The sequence below is a fragment of the Streptomyces olivoverticillatus genome, assembly GCF_014203555.1.
GTDB lineage: Bacteria > Actinomycetota > Actinomycetes > Streptomycetales > Streptomycetaceae > Streptomyces > Streptomyces olivoverticillatus.
Genome location: NZ_JACHJH010000011.1, coordinates 33,541 through 49,709, shown reverse-complemented (window position 1 = coordinate 49,709; position 16,169 = coordinate 33,541). Strand labels below are relative to the sequence as shown.

General features: G+C 69.5%; 12 protein-coding genes and 1 pseudogene. 6 read left to right on the top strand and 7 right to left on the bottom strand.

The genetic code is table 11. The features are described from left to right. Both FHS39_RS25610 and FHS39_RS25915 read right to left on the bottom strand, forming a co-directional pair. Positions 1-218: pseudogene (locus FHS39_RS25610) on the bottom strand (IS701 family transposase); the annotation flags it as partial. Between the two features lie 213 nt (positions 219-431). After that, complete coding sequence (locus FHS39_RS25915) at positions 432-1,403, bottom strand: LuxR C-terminal-related transcriptional regulator (protein ID WP_184351740.1); 972 nt, start codon at positions 1,401-1,403, stop codon at positions 432-434. Between the two features lie 214 nt (positions 1,404-1,617). Between FHS39_RS25915 and FHS39_RS24850 the strand changes: the two genes are divergently transcribed. From FHS39_RS24850 to FHS39_RS24835, 4 genes are all read left to right on the top strand, one after another. Then, the gene (locus FHS39_RS24850) at positions 1,618-2,697 is read left to right on the top strand and encodes an alpha/beta hydrolase (RefSeq protein WP_184351739.1); all 1,080 of its coding nucleotides are present in this window, start codon (positions 1,618-1,620) and stop codon (positions 2,695-2,697) included. Positions 2,698-2,729: 32 nt separating this feature from the next. Then, positions 2,730-3,566 carry a hypothetical protein gene (locus tag FHS39_RS24845; RefSeq protein ID WP_184351738.1) on the top strand — a complete coding sequence of 279 codons (837 nt, stop codon included), beginning with the start codon at positions 2,730-2,732 and terminating at the stop codon, positions 3,564-3,566. Positions 3,567-3,641: 75 nt separating this feature from the next. Next, positions 3,642-4,751: a trypsin-like serine peptidase gene (locus FHS39_RS24840; protein WP_184351737.1), complete on the top strand. Its 1,110-nt coding sequence runs from the start codon at positions 3,642-3,644 to the stop codon at positions 4,749-4,751. 192 nt (positions 4,752-4,943) lie between these two features. Continuing rightward, positions 4,944-5,765 carry a lipase family protein gene (locus FHS39_RS24835; RefSeq protein ID WP_184351736.1) on the top strand — a complete coding sequence of 274 codons (822 nt, stop codon included), beginning with the start codon at positions 4,944-4,946 and terminating at the stop codon, positions 5,763-5,765. Between the two features lie 27 nt (positions 5,766-5,792). Here the strand turns inward: FHS39_RS24835 and FHS39_RS24830 are convergent, their stop codons facing one another. The 3 genes from FHS39_RS24830 to FHS39_RS24820 form a co-directional block, all read right to left on the bottom strand. Further along, positions 5,793-8,177 carry an ATP-binding cassette domain-containing protein gene (locus FHS39_RS24830; protein ID WP_184351735.1) on the bottom strand — a complete coding sequence of 795 codons (2,385 nt, stop codon included), beginning with the start codon at positions 8,175-8,177 and terminating at the stop codon, positions 5,793-5,795. Between the two features lie 219 nt (positions 8,178-8,396). Then, complete coding sequence (locus FHS39_RS24825) at positions 8,397-9,845, bottom strand: pyridoxal phosphate-dependent aminotransferase (RefSeq protein ID WP_184351734.1); 1,449 nt, start codon at positions 9,843-9,845, stop codon at positions 8,397-8,399. A gap of 47 nt (positions 9,846-9,892) precedes the next feature. Beyond that, positions 9,893-11,779, bottom strand: coding sequence for a lectin-like domain-containing protein (locus tag FHS39_RS24820; RefSeq protein WP_184351733.1), 1,887 nt, complete (start codon positions 11,777-11,779; stop codon positions 9,893-9,895). Positions 11,780-12,052: 273 nt separating this feature from the next. Here FHS39_RS24820 and hpaB point away from each other — a divergent pair, with 273 nt between their 5' ends. Continuing rightward, positions 12,053-13,540 carry a 4-hydroxyphenylacetate 3-monooxygenase, oxygenase component gene (hpaB, locus tag FHS39_RS24815; protein WP_184351732.1) on the top strand — a complete coding sequence of 496 codons (1,488 nt, stop codon included), beginning with the start codon at positions 12,053-12,055 and terminating at the stop codon, positions 13,538-13,540. 22 nt (positions 13,541-13,562) lie between these two features. Here the strand turns inward: hpaB and FHS39_RS24810 are convergent, their stop codons facing one another. Continuing rightward, on the bottom strand, positions 13,563-14,162 hold the full coding sequence (locus FHS39_RS24810; protein WP_184351731.1) for a 2'-5' RNA ligase family protein: 600 nt from the start codon (positions 14,160-14,162) through the stop codon (positions 13,563-13,565). 271 nt (positions 14,163-14,433) lie between these two features. Between FHS39_RS24810 and FHS39_RS24805 the strand changes: the two genes are divergently transcribed. Beyond that, a complete protein-coding gene (locus tag FHS39_RS24805) occupies positions 14,434-15,501 on the top strand; it encodes a serine hydrolase domain-containing protein (RefSeq protein ID WP_221463216.1) in 1,068 nt (355 codons plus the stop codon). Here the strand turns inward: FHS39_RS24805 and FHS39_RS24800 are convergent. Beyond that, on the bottom strand, positions 15,490-16,026 hold the full coding sequence (locus FHS39_RS24800; protein WP_184351729.1) for a hypothetical protein: 537 nt from the start codon (positions 16,024-16,026) through the stop codon (positions 15,490-15,492). The two genes, FHS39_RS24805 and FHS39_RS24800, sit on opposite strands and share 12 nt — an antisense overlap. Positions 16,027-16,169: the final 143 nt, after the last annotated feature.

Genomic DNA, 16,169 nt, shown 5'->3' with positions numbered 1-16,169 from the left:
CCACCGATCAACGCGGCAATACTGCGAATCGACTTCCGCCCCCGCGCCCCCAGCAACCCCCGCACATACGCCTCACCCCGCCGACGCTGATCACTCCGCGGAAGCGACACAAACAACGCCGCACAGAGCTCTGCAAGCACCACATCCTGCGCCTCCAGCTCCGCCGAAGCCTGCGCCCGCAGCCCATCCGCCCTCGAATACAGTGCAGCACCAGTCATCGTTTCCCCCAACTCTGCTGTGTGGACGCACTGGTGGACGGCTCCAGCCCGCGCGGAGCGAGAATGTCGGTCTGCGGCTCGAGCTCGGCCCCGGTGTCTGCGTCGACCGTCGCATGCAGTGGATGTCCGTCGACAGTGATGGCGGCACGAGTGGCGGATGAATGCCGGAAGGGGTCGGCTATGAAAAATCCATACGCCGGTTCCCCGGCGGGCTCACAGCCAGCCGCGCCGTGCCGCTTGGACCCCCGCCTGGAAGCGGGTGGTGGCGCCCAGCCTGTCCAGGAGGGCGGAGACGCGGCGTACGACGGTGCGGCGGCCCAGACCCAGGCGTCTGGCGATCGCGTCGTCGGTGGCACCGCTGGCCATGAGGGTGAGGATCTGGCGGTCCCGGGCGTCGATCTGCGTGCCGATGCCCGCCGCCGACACCGGAACGGCGAGCTTCCACAGGGACTCGAACACGTTGGTAAGCGCCCGGAACAGGCTGGACGGACGGATCAGGAGGGAGATGACACCGGGGTGGTCGTCGGCGGCGAGGGTGACCACCGCCAGGTCACTGTCGCTGATGGCGAGCTTCAAGGGCGGATCGTCGAGCGTCCGCGCCTGTTCCCCGGCCTCGATCATGCGCGCCATATTGGGCCCCGCGATGGGGTCGTCGAACGCGCAACCGTGGTAGATGGTGCGGTAGACGACGCCGGCGGCCATGCGCTCGCGCTGCAGCACTTCCTGTTCGAGGTAGTGGTCGGACGTCCCGGAGTACGGCGGTACATCGATGACCCGGATCTGGCGGCGCGCGGACTGCTGCAGCTGCCGGCTGAGGCTCAGGACGCGCGCGGCGTCCTCGACGACTTCCAGCGCGCCGTAGTGACCGGCGTCCCTCCTGGCGAAACGGTAGAGCCGTTCCAGTTCGGCCCCGGCCTGGCGCAGGACCGTCTGCAGGGCGGCGTCGCGCTGCAACAACGTCTCGACGACCTGCAGGGGCGGTAACGCTTCCCAGGACTCTTCCCCGCTGCCGGGAGCCGCCGTCACGACGATGTCCTCGGCGGCGAGTTCCTTGAGCACCGCCTGGACGACGGCCTCGCTCAGCCCGGCCCGGGCCGCCAACCGGCCGACGGGCTCGCCCGGATGACCGACCAGGGACCGATAGACCCGTCCGCGATCGGAGTCCGGGTCCAACACGTCGTGCACGACACTCCCCTCGCCGTACGGTGCCGTCCGGCCCGGCCACCGAAGCGTACTGGGCGGGTGGCGCACCTGCGCCAGTGGCCCAAGTGCGCCACCGCCCCGTATGGCGCCGCGAAGAGCGCTGCGATGAGATTTCGGATGTCCGGCCGAACACCAGTCCCGTGCATCCACCTCGTGACATCCAGCTCGTGACATCCAGCCCATCCGAGGACAATCGATGAGACCAGTCCTTCCCGTCCGGCTCCTGCGCGCGAAGGCAGCAGTCGCCGCCGTGGCCGCCGCCCTCCTCTTATTGGGCATGCCGTCCGCGCATGCCCAGGCCTCGGGCCCGCCGAAGATGACCGACGGCTTCGGCCTGACCCAGGTCGGTGCCGCCACCGGCACCGCCACCAACTTCGTGATCACCGTGACCACGCCCGAGGTCACCGGTGAGCACCACATCCGGATCCTGCTGCCCGGCGACTACGCGACCAACCCCAGCAAGCGCTACCCGGTGTTCTACTTCCTGCACGGTGCCTCCGACGACCCGGTCAACCCGAACCTGGCCTACCCCGCCCTCACCGCGGCCAAGTCGATGATCACAGTCATTCCGGACGGGGGCCTTCGAGGCTGGTACACCAACTGGCTCGACCAGGAGACCGTGGTCGGCGCGCAGAACTGGGAGAACTTCCACATCAACCAGGTGATCCCGTTCATCGACGCCAACCTGCGCACCATCGCGGCGAAGAAGGGACGGGCCGTCGCCGGCCTCTCGATGGGCGGCTTCGGCTCCATGCACTACGCCCAGGCCCATCCCGAACTGTTCAGTCAGGTCGGCTCGTTCTCCGGCGCGGTCGACCTCTCGATCGACCACGCCGTCATGCGGGCGGCCGTGGTCGCCACGCTGACCAACATCGGCGCCGCGCTCTGCGGTTCCAGCAACCCCACCTGCTCGCTCGACTTCGGCCCCACGGTCTCCAGCGACGCCATCTTCGGCACGCCGTATCCGGTGCTCAACCTGGACTGGCGCTGGAACGAGGCGGACCCGTCCTCGCACATGGACCGACTGGCCGGCATGGGCATCTCGCTCTACACCGGCGACGGCGCCGGCGACCCCGCCAACCCGGAGTTCTGGGTCAGGTCGGCGTCACAGCACGCCAAGGACCATCTGGACGCCCTCGGATACCCCTACCACTACGTCGACTACGGCAACGGCGCAGGTTGGGGCAGCTGCGACGGCGGCCACGACTACGCCTGCTGGGCGCAGGACCTCGTGGACTTCGTGCCGCGCATGGAAGCGGCCTTCGCATCCGCCTGACCTCCAGACCCCCGACAGACAGGGTTCCGTCCGTGATCAAGCGACTGTGCACTCTCCTGTTGAGCCTGGCGGTCATCTGGACCGTGGGCGCCGGCACCGCGCAGGCCGAGCCGGGCAAGCGCGTCCACAACGCGATGCAGATCGTCTTCAGCCCGTCGACGCCCGACTCCTTCTGCACGATCGGGGCGGTGGGCACGGACAAGTACGGGCACAGGATTGCCATTTCGGCGGGTCACTGCATCAGCGACAGCACATATGCGGACCGCGAGATCCCCGACGACATCGCTCCCGTCTACGACCGGGCGGACATCGGGTTCGGCCCGATCGGACACGTGCGCTACTTCAAGGACCCCGAGGGTTCGCAGACGGGTCACGTCACCAAGGACTACATGGTCATCGAGCTGGTCCCGCAGGTGACGCTCTCCTCCCAGGGGCCGTACCTGAAGCAGACCGGCGAGGTGAAGGTCCCCGCCGGGACCGCCAGCCCCAACGCCCCGAGCCCCGCACTCGACAACGAGCGGCTGCTCGCCCCGGGCGACAACGAGCTCATCACGTCCGGTCAGACGGGCGTGTGGTACGGGACCATCATGGACAACGAGGACGGCGTCTACCGGTCGGCGGCCACGAACATGCTGGGCGACTCCGGCGGGCCGGCCATCTGGCACGTACCGGGGAGCGATCTCCCCTCGCCGGACAACGGCTTCCAGGTCTCGGGGCCCTGGGCCGGCATCACCAAGGGGTTCACCCTGGCGCTGCCGCCCTTCCTGTACACCAGCTCGGCGAACATCCTCGCCGACCTGCGCGCCCGGGACGCCGCCACCCCCCACGGCGTCTACGGCGCGGGCTTCGAGGTGACCACCGACCCGTAAGCCGGCCGGGCCGCGAAAACGCGACCGGAGAAGAAGAGAAACAGTCATCCGTACACGCCCTCAAGGGAGAGAACGATGTCCATCGGAATACTGCAAAGACGCACCGGAGCAGCCGTGCTCGGCGTGCTCGGGCTGGTGGCCGCGCTGCTCACCGCGGCGTCCCCGGCCCGAGCCGATACCCCCGCGTTCGAGCTTCTCCCGATCGTCCCCGCCGGTGCGGACCATCAGCAGAAGCTCAAGGCCGAGGTGGAGTACTGGACCCTCGCGAAGATGGCCGCCGCCGGCCTCAACCACGAGGACCAGGACGCGACGCCGCCCCCGGGGGGCTGGGACGACCTCAGCAAGCCGTGGCCGGGCAAGGCAGGGCTGGTCTCGCGCACCGCCGGCAAGTTCTTCATCACGTACAAGGACGTGGACACCGGCGCCCTCTCCGACGTGGCGTGCTCCGGCAACGTGGTGAACAGCGCCAATCAGAGCGTCGTGGTGACCGCGGCCCACTGCGTGCGCGTCCACACCCCGGTCGACATAGGCTTCGGCAACGTCGTCGCCGTCAACATGGTCTTCGTGCCGGGGTTCAACGGAGCGAACCTGCCCCGCCACACCACCAGCACGGCGCTTCCCGGCAAGGACATCGCCCCGTACGGGGTCTGGGGCGTGACCCGCGAGTGGATCACCAACACCTGGAGCCAGAGCGCCGACTGGCTGCTGGGGCGCGACATGGCCGCGGTCCTGGTGGCCAGCCCCGATGACCCGCGGCCGATCGGCCAGGTGACCGGCGCCCAGCAGATCGCCTTCAACCAGCCGCAGAACCAGACCGATTACGTCTTCGGCTACCCGACCATCAACGAGCGCAACTACTACCGCCCCGGCAATGTCTCCGCGCCGCTCCAGCGGACCTTCGACGGCCGGAATCTGATGGTCACCCAGGGCGCCACCTGGAACGACCCGGTCTACTACAACGACGTGATGACCGGCGCCCAGTCGCCGGGATGCAGCGGCGGCCCCGTGCTGCAGAACTTCGACCCCGCCACCGGCCAGGGCGTCCAGACCGGCGTCTTCTCCCGCTACGACGACCCCGGCCAGATCATCGGCATCCTCGGCTGGACGCAGGGCCCCAACATGAGCTCCACCCATCTGGGCGACGAGGAGCAGGCCGTCTACAACGCCGCCCAGTCGGCGAGCTGACGTCGGCACCCCGCAGCCGGCACGGTGGCGTCGAGTAGCCGCCCCCGTGCCGGTGGCACCACCGGGTCTTGCCGATGCGCCCATTCGGGTGTACGCCGGCACCGCTTCCTTTCGACCGGGCTCTGCCCGGCTAGGACTCTGAGGTCCAGGTCTCGCACGCCCGTGAGGCCCCATGGCAGGAAGGACACCGTCGTGCCCGTGCCGTCCACCATCGACCACCGTGCCCGTGGTTACAGCCTCGACCTCGCCTACTGGCTGGCCCAGGCTTCGGACCTCGCCTACAAGGACGAGGCCACCATCGAGAAGCAGGCCCACCAGTGGGGCTTCGGCCCGGTCCGGCACCACCACACGCGGTTCACGCCGCCCTTCCCGCTGGAGGACACCCAGGCGTACACGGCGGCCAGCGACGACATGATCATCGTCGCGTTCCGGGGAACCGAGCCGGCCCAGATCCGCGACTGGCTCTCGGACGCCACCACCCCGCCCTGGACCGGGCCCGCGAGGACCGGGTACGTCCACTACGGCTTCGCCCAGGCCCTGGAATCCGTCTTCCCCACGGTCAAAGACACGCTCCAGGAGTTCCGGACGAACGGGCAGAGCCTGTTCTTCACCGGCCACAGCCTCGGCGGCGCCCTGGCCATGCTCGCCGCGGCGCGGCTGTACCTGGAGGACCCCGAGCTGCTCGCCGACGGCGTCTACACCTACGGTCAGCCCCGCACCTGCGACCGCCTCCTCGCCGCCGCGTACAACAAGGGCTTCAAGCAGCGCATGTTCCGCTTCGTGAACAACAACGACATCGTCCCGCAGCTGCCGCCGGAGCCCGCCTTCACCCACGTCGAGACTCTGCGCTACCTCGACTCCAGCGGCCGTCTGCGCGAGCAGACCTCCCACATCGGCGGCCTCACCGACCGCGTCAAGGGCTACACCGCCGACGCCTTCGCGCCCGCCGCCGACGGTGTACGCGACCACTCCATCCGCAAGTACATCGGCGCCTTGGAGAAGAACCTCGCCTGAGGGGCCCCCGGGGCCCCTCGGCCGGGTTCAGGTGCCGACGTAGGCCGCGAGGTGCTCGCCGGTGAGGGTGGAGCGGGCGTCGACGAGGGCGGCGGGAGTGCCCTCGAAGACGATCCGGCCGCCGTCGTGGCCGGCGCCGGGGCCGAGGTCGATGATCCAGTCGGCATGCGCCATGACCGCCTGGTGGTGCTCGATGACGATGACCGACTTGCCGGAGTCCACCAGCCGGTCGAGCAGCCCGAGCAGCTGCTCGACGTCGGCGAGGTGGAGGCCGGTGGTCGGCTCGTCGAGGATGTAGACACCGCCCTTCTCGGCCATGTGGGTGGCCAGCTTGAGCCGCTGCCGCTCGCCGCCGGACAGCGTGGTGAGCGGCTGGCCGAGGGTGAGGTAGCCGAGGCCGACGTCGGCGAGCCGGCCGAGGATGCGGTGCGCGGCCGGCGTACGCGCCTCGCCGGCGCCGAAGAACTCCTCGGCCTCGGTCACCGACATCGCCAGCACCTCGCTGATGTCGCGGCCGCCGAGGTGGTATTCGAGCACCGATGCCTCGAACCGCTTCCCGTCGCACTCCTCGCAGGTGGTGGCGACGCCGGCCATCATCGCCAGGTCGGTGTAGATGACGCCGGCGCCGTTGCAAGTGGGGCAGGCACCCTCGGAGTTGGCGCTGAACAGCGCGGGCTTCACGCCGTTGGCCTTCGCGAACGCCTTGCGGATCGGGTCGAGCAGTCCCGTGTACGTCGCCGGGTTGCTCCGTCGCGAGCCGCGGATCGGCGTCTGGTCGATCGACACCACATCCGCGTCGACGGGGATCGAGCCGTGCACGAGCGAGCTCTTGCCGGAACCCGCCACGCCGGTGATCACCGCCAGCACCCCGAGCGGGATGTCGACGTCGACGCCCTGCAGGTTGTGCGTCGTCGCGCCGCGGATCGGAAGCCGCCCGGTGGGCTTGCGCACCGTCTCCTTCACGGCGGCCCGGTCGTCGAAATGGCGGCCGGTGAGGGTCCCGCCCGCCCGCAGCCCCTCGACCGTGCCCTCGAAGCAGACGGTGCCGCCCGCCGTACCGGCGCCGGGGCCGAGGTCGACGACGTGGTCGGCGATCGCGATCACCTCCGGCTTGTGCTCCACGACGAGCACCGTGTTGCCCTTGTCCCGCAGCCGCAGGAGGAGCTTGTTCATCCGCTGGATGTCATGGGGGTGCAGGCCCGTGGTGGGCTCGTCGAAGACGTAGGTGGTGTCGGTGAGCGAGGAGCCGAGGTGGCGGATCATCTTGACGCGCTGCGCCTCGCCGCCCGACAGCGTGCCCGACGACCGGTCGAGCGAGAGGTAGCCGAGGCCGATCTCCACGAACGAGTCGAGGGTGTGCCGCAGCTTCGCGAGCAGCGGCGCCACCGAGGGCTCGTCGAGCCCGCGGACCCATGCGGCGAGGTCGCTGATCTGCATCGCGCAGGCGTCGGCGATGCTGATCCCCTTGATCTTCGACGACCGGGCGGCCTCGCCGAGCCGGGTGCCGCCGCACTCGGGACAGACGGTGAACGTCATCGCCCGCTCCACGAACGCACGGATGTGCGGTTGCAGCGCGTCGATGTCCTTGGACAGCATCGACTTCTGGATCTTCGGGATCAGACCCTCGTACGTCAGGTTGACGCCCTCGACCTTGATCTTGGTCGGCTCCTTGTGGAGGAGGTCGTTCAGCTCCCTCTTGGTGTACTTGCGGATCGGCTTGTCCGGGTCGAAGAAGCCGCAGCCGGTGAAGATGCGGCCGTACCAGCCGTCCATGCTGTAGCCGGGGATCGTGAGCGCACCCTCGTTGAGCGACTTGCTGTCGTCGTAGAGCTGCGTGAGGTCGATCTCGGAGACCGTGCCCCGGCCCTCGCAGCGCGGACACATGCCGCCGGTGATGCTGAAGCTGCGCCGCTCCTTCACGGTCTTCCCGCCGCGCTCCAGGGTGACCGCACCCGCTCCGCTGATCGAGGCGACGTTGAAGGAGAACGCCTTGGGCGAGCCGATGTGCGGCTGCCCGAGCCGGCTGAAGAGGATGCGCAGCATCGCGTTGGCGTCGGTGGCGGTGCCGACCGTGGAGCGGGGGTCGCCGCCCATCCGCTGCTGGTCGACGATGATCGCGGTCGTCAGCCCTTCGAGCACGTCGACCTCGGGCCGCGCCAGCGTCGGCATGAAGCCCTGCACGAAGGCGCTGTAGGTCTCGTTGATCAGCCGCTGCGACTCGGCGGCGATCGTGTCGAACACCAGCGAGCTCTTGCCCGAGCCGGAGACGCCCGTGAACACGGTCAGCCGGCGCTTCGGGATCTCGACGGTGACGTCCTTGAGGTTGTTCTCTCGCGCGCCGTGCACCCGGATCAGATCGTGACTGTCGGCAACGTGCGGCGCGGGCGACTCGGTGTCCGTCCTCTTGGCCATGCTCTTTCTGTCTCCATCCGTTGGGCGGGTCCGCGGTCGCGGTCTCCGTCGGCCCCGCCTGGCTCGATCCGACCGCATCGAGCGTACGTCTGGATTTCCGTCGGGGTGCGCCCGACGGCCAAGAGCACGGGGAGCCCCTGGGAGCCCCGCCCCGCCTCGTGAGCCGGCTGTGGCGGCAGCGGACCCTTCCGGTCCACTGCCGCCACAGCCGGGTTGCCCTCAGAGAGAACGGTCCGCCAGCGCCTGGGAGATGCGCTGGATCGCCTCGCGGATCGTCTGCTCGCCGAAGGCGGTGAAGCACAGGCGGAAGTAGCCCTGGTCATGGGCGGAGAGGGTCTGCCCCGGGAGCAGCTGGACGTGGGCCTGATCCTTGAGGTACTGGAACAGCTCACTCTCCGCGCTGCCGATCTCCGAGAACAGGACCGGCAGGCGGAGGTCGCCAGGCCTGCTCGCCGCGCCGCCGCCGTTCCCGTCGTGCGCGCCGCCGTTGTGCGCGTGCCCGTTGTGCGGGAAGTGCGGGCCCCGCTCGTACGGGATCTCCGGCGCGTCCTGCCGCAGGTACTCCCGCAGGTCGAGCCAGAGGAACTGGGCGGAGTTCTGGCCTTCGCGGAAGACGTACGGGATGTTCTTGGCCTCGTCGAGGGCGGTCCGGGCCGACGCGAAGGCGCCGGTGAGGATCATCCGGTACTCCTCCATGATGTCGGCGGCGGCGCTCCTGCCGGTGTCCCGGGTTTCGACGAGGCTGCCGATGACGTGGTGGTTGAGGGAGTCGAAGGGGCTGAACCAGGAGTACGGTTCGCCGTCCGCGCCGCCCAGCACGCCCTTGACCGCGTCGTTGCGGGTGATGGCGACTCCGGCCTTGAAGCCCGAGAGCCCGAAGTCCTTGGCGAACCCCCAGACGATGTGCACCCGCTTCCGGGCGTCCGGGATGTTGCGGTAGGCGTCCAGCTCGAAGGCGCTCACGAAGGGCAGCCGCGAGCTCTCGATCTGGGAGTGCGCGTACATCTCGTCCGAGATGATGTGCATGTCCGTTTGCGTCAGGGCCCAGGTGTAGATCTTCTCCAGCAGGTCCTTGTCGTAGTTGACGCCCAGCGGGTTGTTGGGGTTGGTGAGGACGAGCAGCTTGGGCCGTGTCCGCTGCCCGTGGTAGGCGCGCTGCAGGATGTCGAGGGTGAGCTCGAAGTCGGAGCCGAGGTACGCGGGGACGCACTCCAGCCCGGGCCGCTGCTCGAAGCACCACTTGAAGCCCTGCCAGAAGGGGGCCGGAAGCAGCACCCGGTCACCGGTGGCGAGGGCGCCGGTCTTCTTCAGCGCGAAGGCCAGGCACTCCAGGGCCGCCGACACGCCCGACGTGCCGAAGAGGTCGTCCGGGTCGAGGTCGGCGCCGAACCGGGGGCGGAGCATCTCCGCGATGTCCTCGCGCAACTTCTCTTTGCCGTAGATGGGCACGGGGTACCGGAGGTCGTCCTCGGTGAGGCCCCGGAGCTTGCCGAAGACCTTCTCGTTCAGCAGCGGGAACAGCAGGATGTTCTCGGCCGTGCCGAGGTTGAGGAGTTCGGGGAACAGCTGCTGCTCGACGGACAGACGGCGCTCGGGATCGGTGGTCCGGGCCAGCAGCGCGATCACTTCGGCCGGCGGGGTGCGGCCGCTGATGTTCCGGGTGGACATCATCGTCTCCTGTCGGGTCGGCGTGGCGATGGCGGTCGCCTGGTCGGCTAGCTCTTGCCCTCCTTCAAGGCGATGCCCTGAAGGTTGTAGACGGTGCCGTCGTTCGACTCGGCCTTGGAGTGGTGGAGCACCTGCACGCGCACCTGCAGCGGTGTTCCCGGCTCGATGCTGTGGCCGGAGGCCGGGGACTCGATCAGGACCTGGCCGTCGGCGCTGCCGTCCTTGACCACGGTGTACCAGTGTTCCTTGTACTGCGGGTTGAACTTGCTGCCCGCGGGCAGACCGTCGAAGGACAACTGCCACTGCTGGATGCGGTTCTTGCTGGCGGCGAGCTCGAAGAGGTACGACCACACATAGCCCTTGGCCTCAGGAGGCCACGACTGGTCGAAGCCCGACTTCTCCTTGATGGTCACATCGATCTTCGGCGCGCCGACCTTGGTGGTGAACGAGGCGGACTTGAAAGGCGAGGTGTTGGTGACCTTTCCGGTGTCGGTCTGCGCGGTGACCGTGAGATCACCCGTGTAGTTCTGCTGGATGGTGCCGGTCACGCGGATGACGGCCTTGCCGCCCTTGGGGAGGGTCAGCGGCTGGGTGAAGGTGCCGCTCGCGATGGTGCCCTCGCCGGCCGTGGCGTCGCCGTGGAGCTCGATCTTCTCGGACTTCGCCGCGGTGAGCTGTGCCGGGAACGTACCGGTGACCTTCGCCTCGGGCACGGCGCCCGGCCCCTTGTTCTCGACGGTCACCGTGTACGAGACCTGCTTGCCGAAGTCGGCGGTCGCCGGGCCCCTCAGGCCGATCGGCACGTCGGCCGTCGCCGGCGCGGTCACCTTGGTGGTGGCCGAGTCGGAGTACTTCCCGATGAGGGAGCGCGTCTCCGACAGGACTGTGGCGTCGAGCGTGATACTGCCGACGACACCGGTCTTGATCGTGCCGTTCAGCGGAATGACGGCCCAGCCGCCCACGGGCAGGACGAGGGACTGGGTGTAGGTGCCGCCCGCGACGGTGCCGGTGCCGGCCGTGGCCTGATGGTGCAGCTCGATCTTGCCGAAGGCCGCCCCGGAGATCTCCGTGGGGATCTTGCCGGTGACCTTGGCATCGGGCACGGTGTTGGGGCCCTTGTTCTCCACCCTGATGCTGTAGCCGATCGACGAACCGGCCGTCGCGGTCTCCGGTGCCGTCACCTTCACATCCATCGTGGCCGGGAGCGTGACCTCCAGGTTGCGGACCTCGTAGTTGTTGGTGATCGCGCCGGTGGCGGCCGACAGGCCCAGCTTGAGGGTCTCGGGCAGCGACACCTGGCCGGTGGCGTCGCGCAGGTCGTAGTCGAGCAGCTGCTGCCAGGCGTTGTCCTTGCGGACGGCCACCGTCACCTGTCGGTCGACGACCGACAGCAGGACGCGGGTGGGGGTCTCGCGCGTCAGGCTGAGCGAGGGCAGGCCGGCCCCCTTGAGGTACCGGTAGCCGTCGTACTGGTCGCCCGAGCCGCGGAGCACGGCGTTGTTCGGCTTCCTGCCGGGACCGGTGTCGCCGGCCTCGCTCGGGTTCGAGAACGACCCGTACTGGTCGATGCCGACCCCGATGTACCCCTTGGTGACGCCGGGCTTGCGCTCCTGCGAACTGCCCTTGTGGTAGCAGGCGTAGCCCAGGGCGCCGCCGGGACCGCCCGCGCCGGTCTCGTACTTCCCGTCGATCAGGAAGAACGAGAGCCCGTCGGCACCGCTGCCCCCGTAGGCGGCGAGGTCGAACTGCACGGAGATGCCGTCGCTGCTGGGGAAGGCCAGGTTCAGCAGGGCGGTGCCCGCCTGGTGCTCCTGCGCCGGCGTCAGGCTGAGCCAGCCCTGACCGGTCATCCTCGCCGAGCCGTACAGCTTCCAGTCGGCGGGAACGGTGGATCCGGCGAAGGACTGCTTGTACGGGAAGATCGATGTCGTCATGCGGAAGACCTCCGGTCGTCGGGTCGCCGGTCGAGTCGTGACGAACAGCCCACAACGTATGGGATGCCTAGTTACGCCCACATCGGCGCGAACCAGCCATCTACCCGGAAGCGGATCCGAGTCGGCCCGGCCCGTGGCCGGAACCATCACTGTTCCCCCACTGCGCCGACTGCCACCGTTACGTGGGGAAACGTTGCAGCGGCCGTGGTGCCGGAATGCAGGCGTGGACCGAAATGCGACCGTTACCGGACGGACAGCCCCGAGGAGCTCACTGTGGCCGCACGCACCGGCGAGGAATTCCTTGCACGGCTCGCCAACTCCCGTCCCACCGTGCACATTCAGGGCGAGACGCTCGTCGGGGGGATCCAGCACCATCCCGCGTTCCGCAACGTCGTGCGGACGTACGCCGAGCTGTACGACCTGCAGCACTCCGCACAGCACAAGGACGTTCTGACGTACCCCTCCCCCGCATCGGGCGAGCCCGTCGCCACCTCCTTCCTCACCCCCACCACCCCCGTCGAACTCGCCAAGCGGCGCCAGGCGTTCACGGTGTGGGCCGAGCACAGCAACGGCATGCTCGGGCGCACCGGCGACTACCTCAACAGCGCCCTGATGGCCCTGGCCTCGGCCGCCGACTGGTTCGCCGGGGCCGGCCCGGCCTTCGGCGACAACATCCGCCGCTACTACGAGAAGGTCCGCGAAGAGGACCTGCTGTGCAGCCACACGCTCGTTCCGCCACAAGTCAACCGCGCCGTCGCGGGCCCCCGGCAGGCCGGTGGGAGCGTCGCCGCGCGCATCGTGCGGGAGGACGACAACGGCGTGGTGATCCGGGGCGCCCGGATGCTGGCCACCATCGCGCCCTTCGCCGACGAACTCCTCGTCCTCCCCTCGACCCTGCTGCGCGGCACCCCCGAGGACAGGCCCTACTCGTACGCCTTCGCCATCCCGACGGACGCCGAGGGGCTGCGGTACATCGCCCGCGAACCGCTCGATCCCGGCCGGCCGCGCCACGACCACCCCCTCGCCTCGCGCTTCGACGAGCCGGACTGCGTGGTCGTCTTCGACGACGTGCACGTGCCGTACGAGCGGTGCTTCCTGCTGGGCGACGTCGAGCGGTGCAACGACCTCTTCGCCCGGACGTCGGCCGTCGTGCACATGGCCCACCAGGCCGTCACCCGGACGGTGACGAAGACCGAGTACGTCCTGGGGCTGGTCTCGCTGCTGACGGAGGCCATCGGCATCGAGGGCTACCAGCACGTCCAGGACGACATCGCCGAGATCATCACCACCCTGGAGATGCTCCGCGCCTTCCTGCGCGCCGCCGAATCCGACGCGCGGGTCAACCGGTTCGGTGTACTGACCCCGGCCTGGGCCCCGCTGAACGCCGCCCGCAACCTCTACCCCAAGCTCTGCCAACGCTTCCCGCAGATCCTGCGCAAGCTCGGTGCCGCCGGGCTGATGGCCACGCCGACCGGGTTCGACGTCACGGGGCCGGCCGCCTCGGACATCGACGCCTGCCTGCAGTCGGCGACGCTGACGGGGGCGGAGCGCGTGAAGCTGTTCCGGCTGGTGTGGGACACCTGCATCTCGGCGTTCTCCGGCCGGCAGGCCCTGTACGAGTACTACTTCTTCGGCGATCCGGTGCGCATGGCCGGCGCGTACGTCGCCTCCTACGACCGGGAGCCCTACAAGGCGAGAGTGCGGGCATTCCTCGACGGATACGAAGCCACGGCCGCCCGGGCAGAGGGGGATCCTGCATGAGCCCCGCCGCTCCGCGCCGCCGCTAGTACTCCGGCAGTCGGCGGACCTCGCCCGTGCCCAGCGTGATCACGGCTCGGGGCCGCATGGGCTCCTCGCCGCGTCGGGCGAGCAGGACCACCTCCTCGACCACGGCCGACCGTGCGCCGAGCCGGGCGGCGCACTCGTCGGCCAGATGCTGCGGTTCCCGTGTGCGGCCGAGGGACAGGTGCGGGGTGAAGCGGCCGCCGCGCCCGCGGCAGAGCGGGAAGCGCAGCCCCAGCGCCCGGTGGAGACGGGCCCACGGCGTCAGGCCGGCCGCGGCCGGGTCGAGCCACACCGTGGCGTACTGCCTGTGCCGGAAGTACCGCACGCCGGCGAGACGCGCCGTGAAGGCCGCGATCTCCGCCGCCCCGGCGGAGAGCAGCGGCAGGGCCTGCGCGAACTCCTCCTCCGGTACGAACCCGAACAGCAGATTCACGTGCGGCGGCCACCGCCGTACCTGCGGATCGTGCTCCCAGCGGATGTCCTGAATCGCCGGCCAGAGCTCCTGCGGCGGCAGCCACGCCACCGCCGTCCGAGCCGTCGGCGCCACCTCCAGCGCATCCACCGGCTCGGCCCCGCCGAAAGCCCGGTTCCCGTCCACACTGCCATGATCCCGACCGCGCCCGCATCGCACGAGTCGAGGACAAGCGCACCGGGGGCTAGCCCCACCTGGAGCAGGGCGGGTAGCAGGATCGCCCCGGGTGGCCGCATCCGGAAAAGCTGGGCCCAGCACATACCTCCGGTTTCCCGACGATTCCCGTAGGAGTTGGCTCGTGCGTGAGCAGACATCGCAAAAGTCTCGTTCTTCCAGGCGGCAGCAGGGCAATCGGCGCAGAGCCGTGCCGGCTGCGATCGCGCTGACCTTAGGCGTCATGACGATGGGTGCCCTGATGCCGCCCGCGGCGTCTGCCGCCGCCAGGCCGGACACCGTCCAGCAGGGCCTGAACGCGCTGGTGCACTCCGATGGCCTGCCCGCCGCGCTGGCGAGCGTCAAGGACCGCAAGGGCCACACCCGTACCTACACCGCAGGGGTCGGCGACCTGGCCACCGGCGCGAAGGTGCCGGTGGACGGTCAGGTGCGGATCGGCAGCAACACCAAGACGTTCACCGCGGTGGTCGCGCTGCAACTGGTCGGTGAAGGCAAGATCCGCCTCGACGCCCCGGTCGACACCTACCTGCCGGGCCTCGTCCGCGGGGAGGGGATCGACGGACGCCGCATCACCGTCCGCCAGCTCCTTCAGCACACCAGCGGACTTCCCAACTACACCAACTACCTCGGTGACGACGTCCGTCACTACGAACCCCGCGACCTCGTCGACCTCGCCCTCCAGCACAAGGCCGACTTCGCCCCCGGGACGAAATGGGAGTACAGCAACACCAACTACGTGCTGGCCGGCATGATCATCCAGAAGGTCACCGGCCGCCCTCTCGCCACGGAGATAGACCAGCGCGTCATCAAGCGCATCGGGCTGCGCCACACCTACTTCCCCGCCCCCGGCGACGCGACCATCCGAGAACCCCACCCCAAGGGCTACAACCAGGATTCAGCAGGCGCGCCCTTGCGTGACGTCACGGAAATGGACCCCTCCTGGGGCTGGGCGGCAGGTCAGATGATCTCCACCAACTCCGACCTCAACCGGTTCTTCACCGCCCTCCTGGCCGGCCGCCTCCTCCCGGCGGCCCAGCTCGCCCAGATGCGCACCACCGTCCCCGCCGATTCCTTCGGCCCCGGCACCCGCTACGGACTGGGGCTCATCAGCAGGCCACTGTCGTGCGGCGGTGTCTACTGGGGCCACGGCGGCAGCATCCCCGGATACGAGACCCGGGGCGGCGCCACCGACGACGGCCGCGCCGCCAACGCCGCAGTGACCGTCCAGCCGATCGACGAGACAGCCATGAAACACGTCGAGAAGGTCGTGGACACAGCCCTATGCCGCTGAAATCACCAAGACCGTCGGCCCGGTCGCGCCGGTGACACCGCCCGACAGGCACTGCAGGGCGCCCGGCTGAGGCACGGGGATCAGCTGGAGCAGATTCCGGCCGTGGAAGCGGCCGTGGGTGACGGTGCCGGTGACCGGGGTGACCACCTGACCGGCCACGGCCGTGCTGCTGCCGGTGATGTCGGCAGTGCTGGAGTCGCCGGTGTTCCAGGTGTATTTCCGACGGGTCCGGAATCCTTCGAGGAGGTTGTTGCAGCCGGTGAAGAGCGTGAACTCCTCGTGGTAGCCACCGCTCTTCACCGCCCCGTCACCACCGACGCAGGAGGCGAAGCGCCCGTCGACCGTGACATGGATGTGTCGTGGCCGGAGGGTGAGCCCCGGGTGGTAGCTGATGGACTCGGTGCCCTGGCACTGCAACGGTCCGGACTCCCGGGGGTGGGCGGCCGCCGGCACCGGGGCGGCCGCGCCGAACAGCACGGCGGCCGCCAGGGCGACCGCGCGCAGCCGCTTCCCACCCACTGTCACCACGGATCTCTTCACACTGAGCACCATGGGTCAGTCCCTGCCCCGGCCGTACGGCCCGCAGACCGGCGCGCCGGGGCGACGACAAGCGCCCGCTCTCGTCCACCCGCGCGCGACACGGTGCGCGCGCCTACCCGCGCGGGCCG